The following is a 15,962-nucleotide window of genomic DNA, read 5'->3' as shown; positions in this document are numbered from 1 at the left end:
AACATGTCTGAACAACACGCACAGGGCGCTGACGCGGTAGTCGATCTTAACAATGAACTGAAAACGCGCCGTGAGAAGCTGGCAGGCCTGCGCGAGCAGGGGATTGCCTTCCCGAACGATTTCCGTCGCGATCACACCTCAGACCAACTGCACGCTGACTTCGACGCGAAAGAGAACGAAGAACTGGAAGCGCTGAACATCGAAGTGTCCGTTGCGGGCCGTATGATGACCCGTCGTATTATGGGAAAAGCCTCTTTCGTGACGTTGCAGGACGTTGGCGGCCGTATTCAGCTATATGTTGCCCGCGACGATCTGCCGGAAGGCGTCTACAACGAACAGTTCAAAAAATGGGATCTGGGCGATATTCTCGGCGCGAAAGGCAAGCTGTTCAAGACCAAAACCGGTGAACTGTCTATCCATTGCACCGAACTGCGTCTGCTGACCAAAGCGCTTCGTCCGCTACCGGATAAATTTCACGGTCTGCAGGATCAGGAAGCACGCTATCGCCAGCGCTACCTGGATCTCATCTCCAACGATGAATCCCGCAACACCTTTAAAGTGCGTTCACAGATTCTGGCCGGTATTCGTCAGTTCATGGTGGGCCGCGGCTTTATGGAAGTCGAAACCCCGATGATGCAGGTGATTCCTGGCGGCGCGGCAGCCCGTCCGTTTATCACCCATCACAACGCGCTGGATCTGGACATGTACCTGCGTATCGCGCCGGAACTGTACCTGAAACGTCTGGTGGTTGGCGGCTTCGAGCGCGTGTTCGAAATCAACCGTAACTTCCGTAACGAAGGTATCTCTGTTCGTCATAACCCTGAGTTCACCATGATGGAACTCTATATGGCATATGCGGACTACAAAGATCTGATCGAGCTGACCGAATCGCTGTTCCGTACCCTGGCGCAGAACGTGCTGGGTAAAACGGAAGTGCCTTATGGTGATGAAGTGTTCGACTTCGGCAAGCCGTTCGAAAAACTGACCATGCGCGAGGCGATCAAGAAATATCGTCCGGAAACGGATATGGCCTCCCTGGATAACTTCGACTCAGCGAAAGCGATTGCCGAATCTATCGGTATCAAGGTTGAGAAGAGCTGGGGTCTGGGCCGCGTTGTGACCGAAATCTTCGAAGAAGTGGCGGAAGCGCACCTGATTCAGCCGACCTTCATCACCGAATATCCGGCAGAAGTCTCTCCATTGGCACGTCGTAACGATGTGAACCCGGAAATTACTGACCGCTTTGAATTCTTTATCGGTGGTCGTGAAATCGGTAACGGCTTTAGCGAGCTGAACGATGCAGAAGATCAGGCGCAGCGTTTCCAGGATCAGGTTAATGCCAAAGAAGCCGGTGACGACGAAGCGATGTTCTACGACGAAGACTATGTGACCGCACTGGAGCACGGCCTGCCGCCGACTGCGGGTCTGGGTATTGGTATTGACCGTATGGTTATGCTGTTCACCAACAGCCACACCATCCGTGACGTGATCCTGTTCCCGGCGATGCGTCCGGTAAAATAAGATGTGAAATGCCGGAACCTTATCCGGCCTACGAATCATGCACCCCGTAGGCCGGATAAGACGCTTTCGCGTTGCCATCCGGCATCAATTAGCCCCGGCAATATTCTCGCAGTAACTGGCGCGCTTTATCATCAGAAGCCTGCATCACCATCCACGGGCTGAAGGCCCACGGCGTCGCGCGAATTCCACCTAATACATCCTCAAGATTGCTCCACTGGTAATCCATCACCTCAGCGCTATTTGCCTGTAGTTCGCTTGTCACCCGTGCGGCATAAACCGGGCAAACTTCATTTTCGACAATCCCGTTTGGATCGGCGGTGCGATAGCGAAATTCAGGATAGACGGGGGTCAGGCTGGTAATTTCGACGCCCAGCTCATAGCGGCAACGGCGGATGATGGCCTCTTCGGTGCTTTCTCCCTGCTGCGGATGACCGCAAACCGAGTTGGTCCACACGCCGGGCCACGCTTTTTTCGCCAGAGAGCGGCGGGTGACCAGAAACTGGCCGCGGGCGTTGAATAACCAACAGGAAAAAGCGAGGTGTAACGGGGTATGGCGAGTATGTGCAGCATACTTTTCCAGCGTTCCGGATGGTTTATCCTGAGCGTCCAGTAAAATGACGTGTTCCCCGGTCATGACAACTCCTGAAATCAAAACTGACCCGGCGGTCTGGCCGGGTCGTATACTCAGGCAACCAGCGTAGCCCATAAATGGGAGAAAGGCATTACCAAAACAAGTCCTGGCAACATGTTCGCGACCGGGAAGAACTTGATGTTACAGATACGCAAGCCGGTCGCGACCATCAGCAAGCCACCCGCGCAGGAGAAGTCCGCCATCATTTCCGGGGTGGTCAATGGCAGAATGAAGATCGCCAGCATGGCCAGCGCCACCTGAATAATGATCTGTGGAATGGCGATTGTTATCACCGCATAGCCGAGCAGCGTTGCGAAGATCCCGGCGGTAAACAGATCCAGAATGGTCTTGATGTACAGAATTGACGGGTCGCCGCTCATGCCTTCGGTCATCGCCCCGAAAATACCCGTTCCGCTGGCACAAAACAGTACCAGAATGGCGACAAACTTTTCCGTGAACTCCTCGTGGCCGAGTCCGTTGACCGGGGGCAGAACTTTGTTGATCAAACCGCGTGTGGAACCCGCGGCTTTACCGATGCCTTTTTCGAGATACAACAGTTCGCCAATAATTGCGCCGATCACCATCGCCAGCACCACGGCGGGCATGTATTTCACTTTTAAAACCAGCGTAATGCCAAGACCTACGGAGCACAGACCGAAGGTCATCGGTAGCGCTGTTTTAACGCGCTCAGGGAGTTTGCTGCCCGCCATTGCGCCGATTAATCCACCAATAATGACGGCGGAACCATTTACATATGGGCCGATTAACATTGAATCATTTCCTGTTAATTAAAGCGTAGCTCGCCTTCCCCCCAACGAGGGATATTGTTGACCTCAAGATCAAACAGATCGAGCGCACGATTCACACTGTGGGTGATGATGTCATCCGCCGTTTGCGGACGTTGGTAAAGCGCCGGAACCGGCGGGAAGATAATTCCCCCCATCTCTGTCACGGCCTGCATGTTACGAATATGACCGAGGCTTAACGGCGTTTCGCGCGCCAGTAGCACCAGACGGCGGCGCTCTTTCAGTACGACGTCCGCAGCCCGGGTCAGCAGGTTGTCAGTGAGGCTGTGGGCGATGGCGCCCAACGAGCGCATTGAGCAGGGAGCGACCAGCATCCCCAGCGTTTTGAACGAGCCGCTGGAGATGCCAGCCCCAAGATTTCCGATCGGATGAACCACATCAGCCAGCGCCATCACGTCCTCCAGCCGGTAGTCTGTCTCCAGCTCACAGGTTTTTTCCGCCCCTTTTGAGACGACCAGATGAACCTCAACGGGAAGAGGGCGAAGCAATTCCAGCGCTTTCACGCCATACTGAAATCCAGACGCTCCGCTGATACCAACGATGATGCGTGCTGTCATGGCCTTCTCCTTTACTCGAAATCGGGCAGGAAGCGCTTCACGTCCACGTCTTTGAATCTGGAACGCTGGAAGTTGTGCTTCAGATGGAACGGCACCGTGCAGTCGAAAATGGTCTTACAGGACATCCCCTGCTGCTGGATGCTCGGGCTGTATTCCGGAACCTGAGACGGATCGAGTGGATGGCAGCGTACGCCCGGGATAAATACCGTATCAACGTCGCCCTGGTAGCGGGTTTGCATGGCCCACATCACATCGTCGCTGTCGAAAATGTCGACATCTTCATCAACAAGAATGACGTGCTTCAGTTCAGGGAAGGCAGAGAACGCCAATAGTGCCGCCTGGCGCTGACGTCCTTCATCTGCCGGGGAGGATTTTTTAAACTGCAATACCGCCAGCAGTTTGCCGCCGCCTGCGGAATGAGCGAACACGTTCAATAACTTGCCCGGCATCGCGCGTTCCACCATGTCCAGAATACTGGCTTCCGTCGGAATGCCGGCCATATTCACATGCTCTTCACCAGGTCCTACGGTCGTGCGCCAGACAGGGTTTATGCGATGCGTAACGGCTTTAACCTTGATGACCGGAATCGCCTCTTTGGCTTCACCGGTATAGCCAGGAAATTCCGGCATGGCGCGGCCGGTATGAGTGTTCTGGTCTTCGCGCACGCGCACGTTTGGCAGCAGTTCACCTTCGATGACGATCTCTGCGTGGGCAATGGCTTTTTCGTTGATGGTTTTACACTGCACCATTTCAACGGGCTTACCGCGCAGCGCCCCTGCAATGCTCAGCTCATTGAAACCCAGCGGGGTGGTCGGCGGCTCAAAGCAGGCTGCGATCTCAATTGCTGGATCCACGCCGATGCTGACAGAGACAGGCAGCGGTTGCCCGGCAGCTTCCGCCTTCATGCGGAAGGCGTCGATGTGACGACCTGGCGTCAGCCACATCGAGAGCTCATCCCGGCTCTGTACGCACAGGCGGTGGATGGTGATGTCGGATTCGCGGGTTTCCGGATCTGAGGCGTAGCACAGCCCCATTGTGATATAAGGACCGGCGTCCTCTTCTGTGTTGGTGGGGGCAGGTAGCAGTTTACGCAGGTCGAAATCGGCATCACTCGCCAGGTGTACCACTTCCTGGCAGACCGCCTGACCTTGTACGGTGATTGGGGCGACAGCGTGCTCCACGGAATCTTTCAGCAGATGACCGAGTTTTTCCGGTGGACATTGCAGGAAATGGCTGACGCGCTGGCGAGATCCATTCAGGCCAATGGCCACGCTGATGTCCTGAAATCCCTTGATTTTGTTGAAGACCATCACCGGGCCGTTCTTACGGGTAGGGCGTTGACAGGTGCCGCCTGCACCCACATAGCGGTAAACGCCGGAGAGTTCCGCATGGGGATCCACTTCGGTATCGGTTTCGACATATTCACCGGGAAGGCTTTTCAGCAATTCAAGTGCTGAACGGAGATCGTGAACGTTATTTTTCGTGTCTGACATAACGAATTCCATTTACAGAGAAAAGATGCTGTAGACGATATTTTTCTCGTGTCATTTAAACAAATACCGTTTAGCAGGGGATGAGTAGATCAAAAAAGTTTATTTTGCTTATTTGTTAATGAGTGATGAAATATTATGGTGGTATATGACGTGCATTTATTTTCCGCCATGATTGTGATACTCATACCCTGCGAATCGGGAGGATGATAATGGACTTAAAGCGCTTACGTTATTTTTGTCGGGTGGTTGAGCATGGCTCCGTCAGTAAGGCGGCAAAGTCGCTGAATATGGCGCAACCGCCGCTCAGCAAGCGAGTTCAGGAGCTGGAAGAGGAGCTACAGGTTTCGCTTTTCGAGCGGCGGGGAAATCGTATTGAGCCAACAGAGGCGGGATTTTTCCTTTACCGTAAAGGCTGTGAAATATTACGCCAGGTTGAGGATGCCGCAAGAGAAACAACGGATATTGCACAAAAAAATAAATTAGAACTCCGTATCGGCTTAACTCATCTTTACCAGTCGTATTTTAAACCGCTATTACTTGAACTATATCGACGCCATCCCGGTACTGAAATTAACCTCTCGGTGATGGATTCCAGCTATCTTGAAACGTTATTAAACGAAGGGGCGATTGACCTGGCGTTAATTCAGCGACCTTACCGTAGCGAAGGGGTCGATTATGTCTCATTCGATCCGATTAAGCTGGTGGCGGTAATCAGTAAAAAATGTCTGCCAGCGCCCCCCCAAAAAACTTATGACTATACCGCGTTGGCGGCGTTGCCTCTGGTACTGCTACACCGGGCAAAGGATTCAGGAACCTATGAGCTGCTGATGGATTTGTTTCGTAAAGCGGGAGCAAACCCGAAGGTCATCATGCACATCACCCAGCCAGGCGTTATTCTGGAGTGGCTGGAGTCGGGCCTTGAAGCCGCAACGCTGCTTCCCTCATCAGAGGTGGATCCGGATAAGCTATCGCAATGCTATGTGGTGGATGTGTTTCCCTCTCCACAGATTTTTTATCCGGCGCTGGTGAAGCTTCCCGCAACGCCCTGGCTACCCGAAATAATGGAGATTATTTCACGCGGATACCCTTTCCGGGCGCAATAGATTGGGCATCCGGCTTTGGGCTGCTATGATAAAGCGTCTGAAATGTAGCGAGGATCTGTTTTGAGCGCAGGACGCCTGAATAAGAAATGTTTGAGTATTGCGATGCTGCTGTGTGCTTCTCTGCTACTGGCAGGCTGTTCCGGCAATAAATCATCCGATCAGGGAACGTATTCCGGCTCCGTTTACACCGTGAAGCGGGGCGATACGCTATACCGTATTTCGCGCACCACGGGTACCAGCGTTAAAGAACTGGCTCGTCTGAACGGCATTTCACCTCCCTATACGATAGAAGTGGGTCAGAAGCTGAAGCTTGGCGGCAGTTCGAAAACGGCCCCGGCTAAAACCAGTAAAAAATCCGCCACGAAGACGGCAGCGGTCAGGCCATCCTCCTCCGTGCCGCAATCTTCCTGGCCACCGGTGGGACAACGTTGCTGGCTGTGGCCTGCCAGCGGTAAGGTGATTCTGCCGTACTCTACGGCAGACGGTGGCAACAAAGGGATTGATATCTCTGCTGCGCGCGGCACCCCAGTATATGCCGCGGGAGCCGGGAAGGTGGTCTACGTCGGCAACCAGCTGCGCGGTTACGGGAACCTCATTATGATCAAACACAGTGAGGATTACATAACCGCCTATGCACACAATGACACCATGCTGGTAAATAATGGTCAGAGCGTGAAGGCGGGTCAGAAGATCGCCACGATGGGTAGCACTGACGCGGCTTCCGTGCGTCTGCACTTCCAGATCCGCTATCGTGCAACGGCGATCGATCCGCTGCGTTATTTACCGCCGCAGGGCAGTAAACCGAAATGCTAACGGCGAATTAATCGCCAGTCAGTGTTTTACTCCCTTGCTAACAAGAGCGTAAAGTTTATAATGCCTCACGCACTTCAAAGCGGGCGTAGTTCAATGGTAGAACGAGAGCTTCCCAAGCTCTATACGAGGGTTCGATTCCCTTCGCCCGCTCCAAACTCAAGTCTCCTGAAGTCTATCCAACTCAATTTTCCCTTGATAAATCAGCAGTTATAGCATTCTATTAGTCTATTGAACTCAATTGTACCCCCCCAAGGTCAAGCTCAATGTGGGGGTATGGATGGGGGTATAATTGTACCCCCTGCTGAGAGGTACCCCCAATGAAGCTGACAGCTCGTCAGGTTGAAACTGCAAAACCCAAAGAGAAGCCCTACAAACTGGCTGATGGTGGTGGTCTTTACCTGCTGGTTAATCCCAACGGCAAAAGATACTGGCGTCTCAAATACCGTTCACTAGGTAAAGAGAAACTGCTCGCTATTGGCGTTTACCCCAATGTTTCTTTAGCTGAAGCCAGAAGCAAGCGAGAGGATGCTAAAAGGACATTAGCGGCTGGCAACGATCCTTCTCTTGAACGGAAAATTGAGAAACTTAGTCGTCAACAAGACGCAGAAAACTCTTTTGAGGCTATCACGCGGGAGTGGTATCAGCGTCGCTATGACCGCTGGTCTGTCTCCTACCGCGAAGAGATGCTGAGAACCTTCGAAAAGGATGTGTTCCCTTATATCGGTCACCGGCCAATCAAAGATATCAAGCCGATGGAGTTGCTTGCAGTTCTTTCAAAGATAGAAGCAAGAGGGGCAACTGAGAAGGTCCGTAAGGTTCGTCAGCGCTGTGGAGAGGTCTGGAAATATGCTGTTGTGACTGGCAGGGCCGAGTACAATCCAGCACCTGATCTAGCCAGCGCCGTGACTACTCATGAGAAAGAGCACTATGCTTTTTTAACCCAGGATGAATTGCCTGACTTTCTTCGGACTCTCAACACCTATGCTGGTAGTGTACTTGTTAAGATTGCGATGCAATTGCTTATTTTAACGGGAGTAAGGCCTGGGGAGTTGAGGCAATCGGAGTGGCAGGAGTTTGATTTTGAGAAAAAGGTTTGGAATGTACCAGCGGAACGCATGAAAATGCGCCGCCCTCATCTGGTCCCATTATCAAGCCAGGCAATTGACCTACTTAACCAGCTTAAACCCATGACAGGTGCAGGAGCGTTGCTGTTCCCAGGGCGTAATAATCCTAAGAAACCGATGAGTGACATGGCATTGACTGTGTTGGTCAGGCGTATCGGCTATGCCGGGTGCGTTACAGGGCATGGATTCCGCCATACGATGAGTACCATTTTGCATGAGCAGGGTTTCAATTCGGCCTGGATTGAGTTACAGCTGGCTCACGTCGATAAGAACTCAATTCGTGGGACCTATAACCATGCTCAGTATCTAGAAGGGAGGAAGGATATGATGCAGTGGTATGCAGATTTTATAGCAAGTAAAAATCAATCATAGCTTATGAGACTATCGTCAAATTAGCCATTTATTAGTAGGTGGCGTGAATTCTAAAGCTTAGCTCCTCCGTTTTGGAGGAGTTCAACCTCAGTAATTTTTTTGTACTGATTTACATTTACGCTTACTTCAGAAACGTTACATTTGCGTCTGACTGTCTGCTAAGTGCCAGAAGCGGAAGTTGGGGTGCCAGAGACTCTCTAAAAGTTGATGGTTCTTTTTGCTGGGATACTTACAGAACCGCTGATTTCTTCGAATAGTAGGAGGAATGAATGGTTTTTTCAGGCACTATAGCCAAACGGGTATCGAAATTGACCGTCAAAGTGTTGCTTTCCTGAAAATTAAGCCAGTTCAAGCAGTAAGTGAATTGGGTAATCGTCTGTAACAGCTACGCAAAGCGGGATAGAAACCAGTTGTCACGGAAGAAATAGTTAATATATATAGATATACTAGTAAATTATTCCGTGCCAAGCTGGCTTTTGATTCATAGAAAGGTCAATGTTTTATGTTATTTTGGTGATATAATGACTTTCACATTCATATCAATAGCATTTTTCTCAAGATCATTTTCTAGTCCAATGGGATTTTTAATTCTTTCCTCTGGGTCATATACAAAGCACACAAGCGTTTCGCAATCAGGATGAGATTTATATCGAGCCATATCTATAATCAATTGCTCACCAATTTCTTTAGATGTTAATCCTTTTCGAGTCTTCTTAACTTCAATGATTATTTTTTCTTTTTTAAGAAGAAAGTCGACGCGTGTAGATGCACCAGCATAAGAGGGGGTATATTCCTCCGGCCTTACGTCGTCGAAGTCAATTTTTAAAAGACCATGTAAGAGATCTTGAACATCATACTCATCTACTATTTCAAAGGAATCACGATCGTTATATCGATGCCTAAGCTGTTTAGCAACCAAATGGAAACGATTAATAAGTTTATTGACAACATCTACTGGATGGGCTTCATATGATGACAAATCACTTTCCAAGCCATAAAGATGGATCTCATCGATCATCGATTCAAGCATGGTAGATGCTGTATCAAGTCCTCTGTCCAACGCCCTATCGAATTCATAATCGGGGGTACTACTTGTGAACATGAATAGACTATAACTTATATTTGAGAACTCTTTCACATGCGATGAATCTTTGCCAAAAATTTTTTCGATAGCTACGGTTGTATCTCGTTTCCATTTTTCAAAGCCATTGCTATTTCCTCTTCTATTACCCTTCAACGATTGTATGATGTTTTTTTGCTTTTCTAAAATATCAACAGGATTTAGCATGATTAAGATCCTTATTTGGCGTTAAATAGCCACTATTATATAATTAAACACTTTCCAATTAAACAACATTTTTAGTATTAACATTTAAATAACATCGCTGTTGTCTCAACTTATTTATTTGAGTAATGAATATTTGAAAATGTATTTTTACAGATTTCTTGTTAGAAACACTTGATACTATAAAATTAGATGAATAGCTTTACATGGTCCTGTATACTACGCGAAATTACTCCCCCATTGCTAATGGGTAGGTGTGAGAGGGAAGTACTCAAAATGGTAACTCTCCCTGCTCATAAAACTATCCATTCTCATCATACTGCTTAAGTACTCAGATAAAACAAAATTTCGAGTACTGAGCATATTGCTACAGTGCATGCCGGTAAAAATACCGGCATGCGATAACTGTATCGACAATTATTCGTAGATAAATTGAAGAACAGATCGTAGTTTACCCTCGCAGATTGGATTTAAAGCAATAGAACCATCAATATAAGAGCGAACCCTTTTCCATGCATTGAAGGGCTTTCCTCCTTCAGATGGAGCATTGCCATCAATCACAGGGTCCCATAGCAGATGTTCAAATGTGTCATTTACACGAAATACATTAGCATCACCAACGATATCTCTAATTTTGTCATTTGCTCGGAAAGCATTAATAGCAGAAATATTTGCAATTTGCTCTTCTGTCATTCCTTTGCGGTCGGTGTCATGTACAACTTTGAAAGGTATACTCAGTTTAGATAAAATTCTTGCTATAGCTAGTATCGTCCACTTTCCTCCTGCGGAGACTATAGTTGTATCTTTAATTAAATCCTTATTTATCCCTAATTTATCGCATAACTCAGATGAAAATCTAAGTATGGCAACTTCGGTGTCACCTTCGACAACAACAACTCGCTTGGCAAAAAATGCTTCACATACAGTCGGGTGAAAATCTAATGCTGCTCTAAGCATTTCCCTTTCATCATATTCTTCACCTACATGAAAAATTGAATCATCAATTTCATGTACCGTCCTTGTTCCCTCATTATTATCTTTTATGAGTTTTAGGGATGATGGATTTTCAGCGATATCAATTAAAAAAGGTGAGTGAGTACTGACGATAACTTGATAAGAGGAATTTGAAGATTTATCTCTAAGTTTATCTCTTAATAATCTCATTAGATGCGGATGGATGTATAACTCTGGTTCTTCGTATAAAATTATAGTAGACCTTTGAGATTCAGTCACTTCGAACAATGCATTAGATTCTAAAAGTGCATATGCCAGAGCCCTTTGAACCCCACTTCCCTGATACTCAAGTTGAGTTTCTAATTTATCTTCAATAACCAACGTCGCTGCTTTCATCAATGCAGCATTAATATCTATATCAGTGAGACTCAATTTTACTTTGGATTTCAAATCCATAACTTGGTTAAGTGAATCAGTAATTGATTCCATTAACTCCTGAAGTCCTTCGATAAGCTCGCCATCTAATTCACCTTTCATTTTTTTATGTAGCTGGTCAAGTGAGGATGTATATTGTTCGAATGATGAATCAGCCTGTAAAACAGGGTATACTCTATTTGAAAATAAAAATCCAAACGGAGTGCCTTTTTGAGATTTAAGATCATCCTCAATTTTAAAGCATGCAGGGATGTATAGAACGTGTGGTAATGCTTGTTGTAAGCTATTTTTAAAATTAATACCATCTGACGTCCAACACAAATCAGATGTGACCTTTTCAGGGTATCGTTCTTTAATTATGCCAATAACATCATTTTGCATTTCTTTGTAGGCTTTGCTGTTATTGCAATTAAGCTCGCGAATAATATCCAAAAGCCATGGGATAGATCTCGCTGCAACGATTGATGTCGTGAAATCTTCTATGCTTTCTTTATTATAATAAGCTTCATAAGAAGGAATGCCCATACATTCATTATCATAATCCCATTTGGTCCTGACTCGAATTTTTAATTCACCATCATGAATTAAATTAGATATTGCGGGTTTCGATCTTTCAGAGTCTTGAATATCAGAAAACGTACCGGTGATGATCATCTCATCATTACTTGCTGTACGGAATGGCCAATCTTCAGAAGTGGGGTTGGTCGTATCAACGAGAATTTTAATTGCTTTAAGTATTGTCGATTTCCCAATGTTATTTGAACCAATTAAAGTTGTAAAATTCTCAAGATTGATTGAAGCAGAAGATATGCCTCTAAAATTTTGAATGTCAATGCGAATTAGTTTCATACTTTAGCTGTGTTTAGATAAAAAGGGTGTTATTTCAATAACATATTCTTTGAATCGATGCTCGGGAATCGCTTAAAAGTGTGATGTGTGTACGATTTTATTAAATGCTACAGTTATTGTACAAGATGCTGCGAATTCGATTTCTAGTGTCATGTAGAGTAAGCTATACCCTTATAGGTACTCCCAGCCCAATTCCCTGCTCGCGAGTTTTCGGCACCGAACGCTTTCAATCATATGCGATAAAATCAATCTTTCCGCACCGCATTTAAATTACTGCAAATCCAACCCTACTATCAGTGCAATCACATTCGACTTCATCACCGCAATAACAGAGTTTAGTTACTTCGTTATTAACTTTCATACATAGTCCATGCTTCCGCATGTCCGCTCTTCGCTCAAAGCGGACCTTTCTTTCCCACCTGCCTTTTGCTTTGCCCCCTTTCTTTCGTATCTCCTTCGCCCTTGCATATGATTAATCTGCCCAGATCCGACTTTAGCTTTTTTCGGATCTGCGGAGAAGAAAAGAGGGATAACTGCCAGAATTTAATAAAAACCAGCAGATTGTTGCGAATGGTGCATTATTGTCTTCTGGGATAAAAAAGATGTCGAATGTCTCAGGGCGTGAAGCGGACGTCATAACGTTTGCTCAACCAACCCAAGTTGAGCGTTTCATAATGATATCTCTCTGGGGATCTGACCCAACCTGGAAGATATGTTCACCTATCTCGGTAAACCCAAGCTTACGGTAAAAAGAGATTGCCCTTGGGTTATGTTCCCAGACACCTAACCAGACAGGATCCGATCCCTTTGCCTCAAATTCAGCAAAACACTTCTGCATAAGTGCTTGTGCAAATCCTTTACCATGGTAGGGCTCATCGACATACAGGCACAGGATTTCTCCGGCATGGATGCTATTTACACAGGGTGGAAACTCTTCCCACCTCAGTTGGGCGTATCCTATCAGTTTGCTCTCGTATTCGCAGACTAATGTAATCCAGTCTTGTCTGAGGATTTCTTTCAATTGAATATCCGTTGAATAACTTACCAGGCAGTGGAGCTCCATATCCTCCTGAGTATTATCATCCTCAAAAGTTTTTCTGAAAGTTCGTTCGGCTAGAATGGCAAGTTCTTCTGCATCAGTGGGACCGGCCCTACGGATTAACATTGATCATTACTCTCTGAAAAATATTCTTATTTTTGTCCGTGTTTACGATAAATATCGGGTCGATTGATTTGCCAGACAAAATCTGGTCGGTTCAATGGGTTATACCCCAGCTTCCGGTATAACCAGGGAGCGCTGTCGGTTACCAGCATTATCCGTCGCAGGCGTGACAACAGCGGATGGGCGTGACAGCATTCAATCAGCCAACGGCCGAGACCACTCTTCTGATAATCATTTAGCACATAGACGTCGCACAAATAACCAAAAGTGGCATAGCCTGTGACCAGACGGGCGAAGCCGATTTGTCTTGTTCCATCCAGAAGCGCAAAACAAAGGCTGTTCTGGATTGATATTCTGACCGTTTCAACATCAATGCCAGGAGCCCAGGACGATTGCGAGAGGTAATCGTGAATGGCTTCCAGTTGAAAAAAAGCGGGATCGGTTGTGACGGTAAACTGGCCGTTGGTAAAACTCAGATGCTGATTATCCACTGAACAACTCCTTGTAAACTCGCTTTGATAAGACAAGCCCTACTGGCATACCGGGCAACACTCAGGATGCTTTCTCATGTACTGTCATGATGAAAACCAATGGACTTTCCTGCCGGTTTTCATAGAAATGAGGAACGTCCGTTCTGGCCGTTGCCGAACAGCCGGTTTTTACCCGATACACGTGATCCTGTACGCCCAGTGTGAGCGTGCCCGACTGGACATAAAACAGTTCCAGCGTCCCTTCCGTATGGCCAGGTGAAGCAAATTTTTCCCCCGGCTGCATTTCCCACATCCAGAGTTCGGTCATATCAGGGCCGCCCGAACCAGCGAGCAACCTTGCTCTCCCGCCTTTTTCACCAGCCCACAATTCGGGGATCTCATCTTCAGCAATGAGATGCACGGTCGGTTTGGAACTGACATCCACAAAATCGGCTACCGAAACCCCCATCGCGACAGCCAGGCGGCATAACAGGGCTATGCTGGGATTCGCCCGGCATCCCTCAATCTCAACCAGCGCGCCCTTGCTGACGCCCGCCCGGCGGGAGAGTTCATCGAGCGATATTTTCTTTTGCTTACGATACAGCTTAATCCGCTGAGATACGGCTTCATTTACGGTGCTGACGATTGAATCTGCATCGGTCATTAAATTGACTTTTTTGGTCATCGGTCATTATCATGAGATAAATTGGTCATTACAGGATTATCACGTGTTAACAGTCTCTCCGTCAATTGCCCCTGAAATTTATCGCATTGCGCCTGGTTTTCGGGCACTCAGTGTCTACGTAAAAGCTGCACCAGTGCTTAACCCCGATATCGGAGAAACAGCGCTGCGAGAAGTCTGTGAAGCCGTTCTGGCCGGTGAGCCTGAGTGGGCGGAAGCGCATCTGGCCGCATGGGCAGAGGTTTTTCAAAAGTTTGGTGCTAAACCTAAACGCACCCCTTGCTCAGCGGATGCGTTACGCAAGCGCGTATTACGTGACGGAACGATGCCAGCACTTGATCCCATCGTTGATCTTTATAATGCCGTTAGTCTCCGCTACGCCGTTCCGGTGGGTGGAGAGAATATCGCTGCCTATCAGGGTTCACCATGTCTGGCTGTGGCAAAAGGAACAGAGCCTTTTGATACAGTCAAAGAGGGGGAAACGGCCGTTGAATATCCTTCACAAGGCGAGATCATCTGGTGTGATGATATCGGCGTGACCTGCCGCCGCTGGAACTGGCGACAGGGGAGCAGAACCCGCTTAGGTGTGGAAGCTCAGCAAATGTGGTTTATTCTGGAAAGCCTGCCGCAGATGCCGCTGGAGAGACTTCACGAAGCCGGGAAGATGCTGACCGACGGTCTGGAAAAAATGATGCCCGGTCTGTGGTTTGAGGTTGCTCTCATCGAAGAACAACAGCAGTAATATCATTCAGGAGAAACTTTTATGTTTACCGGTTTGTCGGCGTTTCCATTAACCCCAGTCACCGCCAGAGGCGTGGATGAAAAGGGTTTCAGCCATATTCTTTCCCGCCTGACAGAAGCTCGGGTTGATTCTATGGGTATCCTGGGGTCAACCGGAAGCTACGCCTATCTGACCCGGGAGCAGCGTAAGCGCGTAGCAACGCTGGCAAAACAGCATGCCGGGGATATCCCAATGATGGTATGTGTGGGAGCGGTCAGTACCGATGCTATCCTGCATCTGGCAGATGACGCGCAGGCAGCCGGCGCGAATGCTCTGTTACTCCCGGCGGTCAGCTACCAGCCACTCCGTGACGAAGAAGTATTCTCACTCTTTGAGACCGTTACCCGGCACGTGTCTGTACCGGTGTGTATCTATGATAATCCGGGCACGACGCATTTTACCTTTACGGATGAACTCCACGGTCGTCTCTCATCACTTGAGGGGATTCGCTCGGTCAAGATCCCTGGCGTACCGGATAGCCCCGCTGCAGCGACTGAGCGGGTGAATGCGTTACGTCAACATCTGCGCCCTGACGTAACCATCGGTATCAGTGGTGATGCTTCTGCCGGCCTGGGATTAAATGCTGGCTGTGAGGTCTGGTACTCCGTATGCGGAGGTCTGTTCCCGGAAACAGCAAAAAAGATCACGGAGGCAGCCGCAGCACAGGATCATGCCCGCGTCACAGCACTGACAACCCGGCTGGAACCGTTGTGGGCGCTGTTCCGTAAACATGGCGGAAGTATCCGTGTTATTGCTGCCGCCGCAGGCGTGCTTGGGCTGACGGATACCGATTGTTTACCTCGACCTATTCAGCCGCTGTCGGCGGGTGATATAGCGGATATTGGCGGGGTGGTACGCGCACTGGAACTTAAATAATCCCTCCAATGGACTAGCAGTCTGCAGGTCCTTAAGAAAACTGGGCAA

15 protein-coding genes and 1 tRNA gene are annotated in these 15,962 nt (G+C 48.2%); 7 read left to right on the top strand and 9 right to left on the bottom strand.

Going from position 1 to position 15,962, the window contains the following annotated elements; translation table 11 throughout:
• Positions 1-3: 3 nt before the first annotated feature.
• Positions 4-1,521: a lysine--tRNA ligase gene (lysS, locus tag C3432_RS14695; RefSeq protein WP_103777334.1), complete on the top strand. Its 1,518-nt coding sequence runs from the start codon at positions 4-6 to the stop codon at positions 1,519-1,521.
• A gap of 88 nt (positions 1,522-1,609) precedes the next feature.
• Here lysS and idi read toward each other — a convergent pair whose 3' ends face one another.
• The 4 genes from idi to C3432_RS14675 are packed head-to-tail and all read right to left on the bottom strand — an operon-like array spanning position 1,610 to position 5,008.
• The gene (gene idi, locus C3432_RS14690) at positions 1,610-2,155 is read right to left on the bottom strand and encodes an isopentenyl-diphosphate Delta-isomerase (RefSeq protein ID WP_103777333.1); all 546 of its coding nucleotides are present in this window, start codon (positions 2,153-2,155) and stop codon (positions 1,610-1,612) included.
• A gap of 50 nt (positions 2,156-2,205) precedes the next feature.
• The gene (locus C3432_RS14685; RefSeq protein WP_103777332.1) at positions 2,206-2,922 is read right to left on the bottom strand and encodes a DUF554 domain-containing protein; all 717 of its coding nucleotides are present in this window, start codon (positions 2,920-2,922) and stop codon (positions 2,206-2,208) included.
• A gap of 14 nt (positions 2,923-2,936) precedes the next feature.
• The gene (locus tag C3432_RS14680) at positions 2,937-3,515 is read right to left on the bottom strand and encodes a UbiX family flavin prenyltransferase (RefSeq protein WP_103777331.1); all 579 of its coding nucleotides are present in this window, start codon (positions 3,513-3,515) and stop codon (positions 2,937-2,939) included.
• Between the two features lie 11 nt (positions 3,516-3,526).
• A complete protein-coding gene (locus tag C3432_RS14675) occupies positions 3,527-5,008 on the bottom strand; it encodes a UbiD family decarboxylase (RefSeq protein ID WP_103777330.1) in 1,482 nt (493 codons plus the stop codon).
• A gap of 209 nt (positions 5,009-5,217) precedes the next feature.
• Between C3432_RS14675 and C3432_RS14670 the strand changes: the two genes are divergently transcribed.
• The 4 genes from C3432_RS14670 to C3432_RS14655 all read left to right on the top strand — a co-directional run bounded on the left by C3432_RS14670 (position 5,218) and on the right by C3432_RS14655 (position 8,420).
• Positions 5,218-6,111, top strand: coding sequence for a LysR family transcriptional regulator (locus C3432_RS14670; protein ID WP_103777329.1), 894 nt, complete (start codon positions 5,218-5,220; stop codon positions 6,109-6,111).
• 60 nt (positions 6,112-6,171) lie between these two features.
• The gene (actS, locus tag C3432_RS14665) at positions 6,172-6,924 is read left to right on the top strand and encodes an amidase activator ActS (protein WP_103777328.1); all 753 of its coding nucleotides are present in this window, start codon (positions 6,172-6,174) and stop codon (positions 6,922-6,924) included.
• Positions 6,925-7,003: 79 nt separating this feature from the next.
• Positions 7,004-7,077: transfer RNA gene (locus tag C3432_RS14660), tRNA-Gly, on the top strand.
• 164 nt (positions 7,078-7,241) lie between these two features.
• The gene (locus C3432_RS14655) at positions 7,242-8,420 is read left to right on the top strand and encodes a tyrosine-type recombinase/integrase (protein ID WP_103777327.1); all 1,179 of its coding nucleotides are present in this window, start codon (positions 7,242-7,244) and stop codon (positions 8,418-8,420) included.
• A 505-nt stretch (positions 8,421-8,925) separates the two neighbouring features.
• On the opposite strand, the gene C3432_RS14645 is transcribed toward C3432_RS14655, so the two are convergent.
• From C3432_RS14645 to C3432_RS14625, 5 genes are all read right to left on the bottom strand, one after another.
• Positions 8,926-9,708, bottom strand: a complete 783-nt coding sequence (locus C3432_RS14645) for a PD-(D/E)XK nuclease domain-containing protein (protein WP_103777325.1) — start codon at positions 9,706-9,708, stop codon at positions 8,926-8,928.
• A gap of 414 nt (positions 9,709-10,122) precedes the next feature.
• The gene (locus tag C3432_RS14640) at positions 10,123-11,943 is read right to left on the bottom strand and encodes an ATP-dependent nuclease (protein WP_103777324.1); all 1,821 of its coding nucleotides are present in this window, start codon (positions 11,941-11,943) and stop codon (positions 10,123-10,125) included.
• Positions 11,944-12,589: 646 nt separating this feature from the next.
• The gene (locus tag C3432_RS14635; RefSeq protein ID WP_103766665.1) at positions 12,590-13,108 is read right to left on the bottom strand and encodes a GNAT family N-acetyltransferase; all 519 of its coding nucleotides are present in this window, start codon (positions 13,106-13,108) and stop codon (positions 12,590-12,592) included.
• Between the two features lie 26 nt (positions 13,109-13,134).
• Positions 13,135-13,596, bottom strand: coding sequence for a GNAT family N-acetyltransferase (locus C3432_RS14630; protein ID WP_103777323.1), 462 nt, complete (start codon positions 13,594-13,596; stop codon positions 13,135-13,137).
• A 61-nt stretch (positions 13,597-13,657) separates the two neighbouring features.
• On the bottom strand, positions 13,658-14,260 hold the full coding sequence (locus C3432_RS14625) for a helix-turn-helix domain-containing protein (protein WP_103777322.1): 603 nt from the start codon (positions 14,258-14,260) through the stop codon (positions 13,658-13,660).
• A 43-nt stretch (positions 14,261-14,303) separates the two neighbouring features.
• On the opposite strand from C3432_RS14625, the gene C3432_RS14620 reads away from it, so the two are divergent.
• Both C3432_RS14620 and C3432_RS14615 read left to right on the top strand, forming a co-directional pair.
• On the top strand, positions 14,304-14,999 hold the full coding sequence (locus C3432_RS14620; protein ID WP_103777321.1) for a B3/B4 domain-containing protein: 696 nt from the start codon (positions 14,304-14,306) through the stop codon (positions 14,997-14,999).
• A 21-nt stretch (positions 15,000-15,020) separates the two neighbouring features.
• Positions 15,021-15,914 (top strand): dihydrodipicolinate synthase family protein, encoded by an 894-nt coding sequence (locus C3432_RS14615; protein ID WP_103777320.1) that lies wholly within the window; start codon positions 15,021-15,023, stop codon positions 15,912-15,914.
• Positions 15,915-15,962: the final 48 nt, after the last annotated feature.

Source organism: Citrobacter amalonaticus (assembly GCF_002918555.1).
In the GTDB taxonomy this organism is placed as follows: Bacteria; Pseudomonadota; Gammaproteobacteria; order Enterobacterales; family Enterobacteriaceae; genus Citrobacter_C; species Citrobacter_C amalonaticus_A.
This window is presented reverse-complemented; position numbering and strand designations above follow the sequence as displayed.

Excerpts from the sequence above, each read along its gene's own strand:
- lysS (WP_103777334.1), top strand. The coding sequence starts at position 4 with ATGTCTGAACAACACGCACAGGGCGCTGACGCGGTAGTCGATCTTAAC.
- idi (WP_103777333.1), bottom strand. The coding sequence starts at position 2,155 with ATGACCGGGGAACACGTCATTTTACTGGACGCTCAGGATAAACCATCC.
- C3432_RS14685 (WP_103777332.1), bottom strand. The coding sequence starts at position 2,922 with ATGTTAATCGGCCCATATGTAAATGGTTCCGCCGTCATTATTGGTGGA.
- C3432_RS14680 (WP_103777331.1), bottom strand. The coding sequence starts at position 3,515 with ATGACAGCACGCATCATCGTTGGTATCAGCGGAGCGTCTGGATTTCAG.
- C3432_RS14675 (WP_103777330.1), bottom strand. The coding sequence starts at position 5,008 with ATGTCAGACACGAAAAATAACGTTCACGATCTCCGTTCAGCACTTGAA.
- C3432_RS14670 (WP_103777329.1), top strand. The coding sequence starts at position 5,218 with ATGGACTTAAAGCGCTTACGTTATTTTTGTCGGGTGGTTGAGCATGGC.
- C3432_RS14655 (WP_103777327.1), top strand. The coding sequence starts at position 7,242 with ATGAAGCTGACAGCTCGTCAGGTTGAAACTGCAAAACCCAAAGAGAAG.
- C3432_RS14645 (WP_103777325.1), bottom strand. The coding sequence starts at position 9,708 with ATGCTAAATCCTGTTGATATTTTAGAAAAGCAAAAAAACATCATACAA.
- C3432_RS14640 (WP_103777324.1), bottom strand. The coding sequence starts at position 11,943 with ATGAAACTAATTCGCATTGACATTCAAAATTTTAGAGGCATATCTTCT.
- C3432_RS14635 (WP_103766665.1), bottom strand. The coding sequence starts at position 13,108 with ATGTTAATCCGTAGGGCCGGTCCCACTGATGCAGAAGAACTTGCCATT.
- C3432_RS14625 (WP_103777322.1), bottom strand. The coding sequence starts at position 14,260 with ATGACCAAAAAAGTCAATTTAATGACCGATGCAGATTCAATCGTCAGC.
- C3432_RS14615 (WP_103777320.1), top strand. The coding sequence starts at position 15,021 with ATGTTTACCGGTTTGTCGGCGTTTCCATTAACCCCAGTCACCGCCAGA.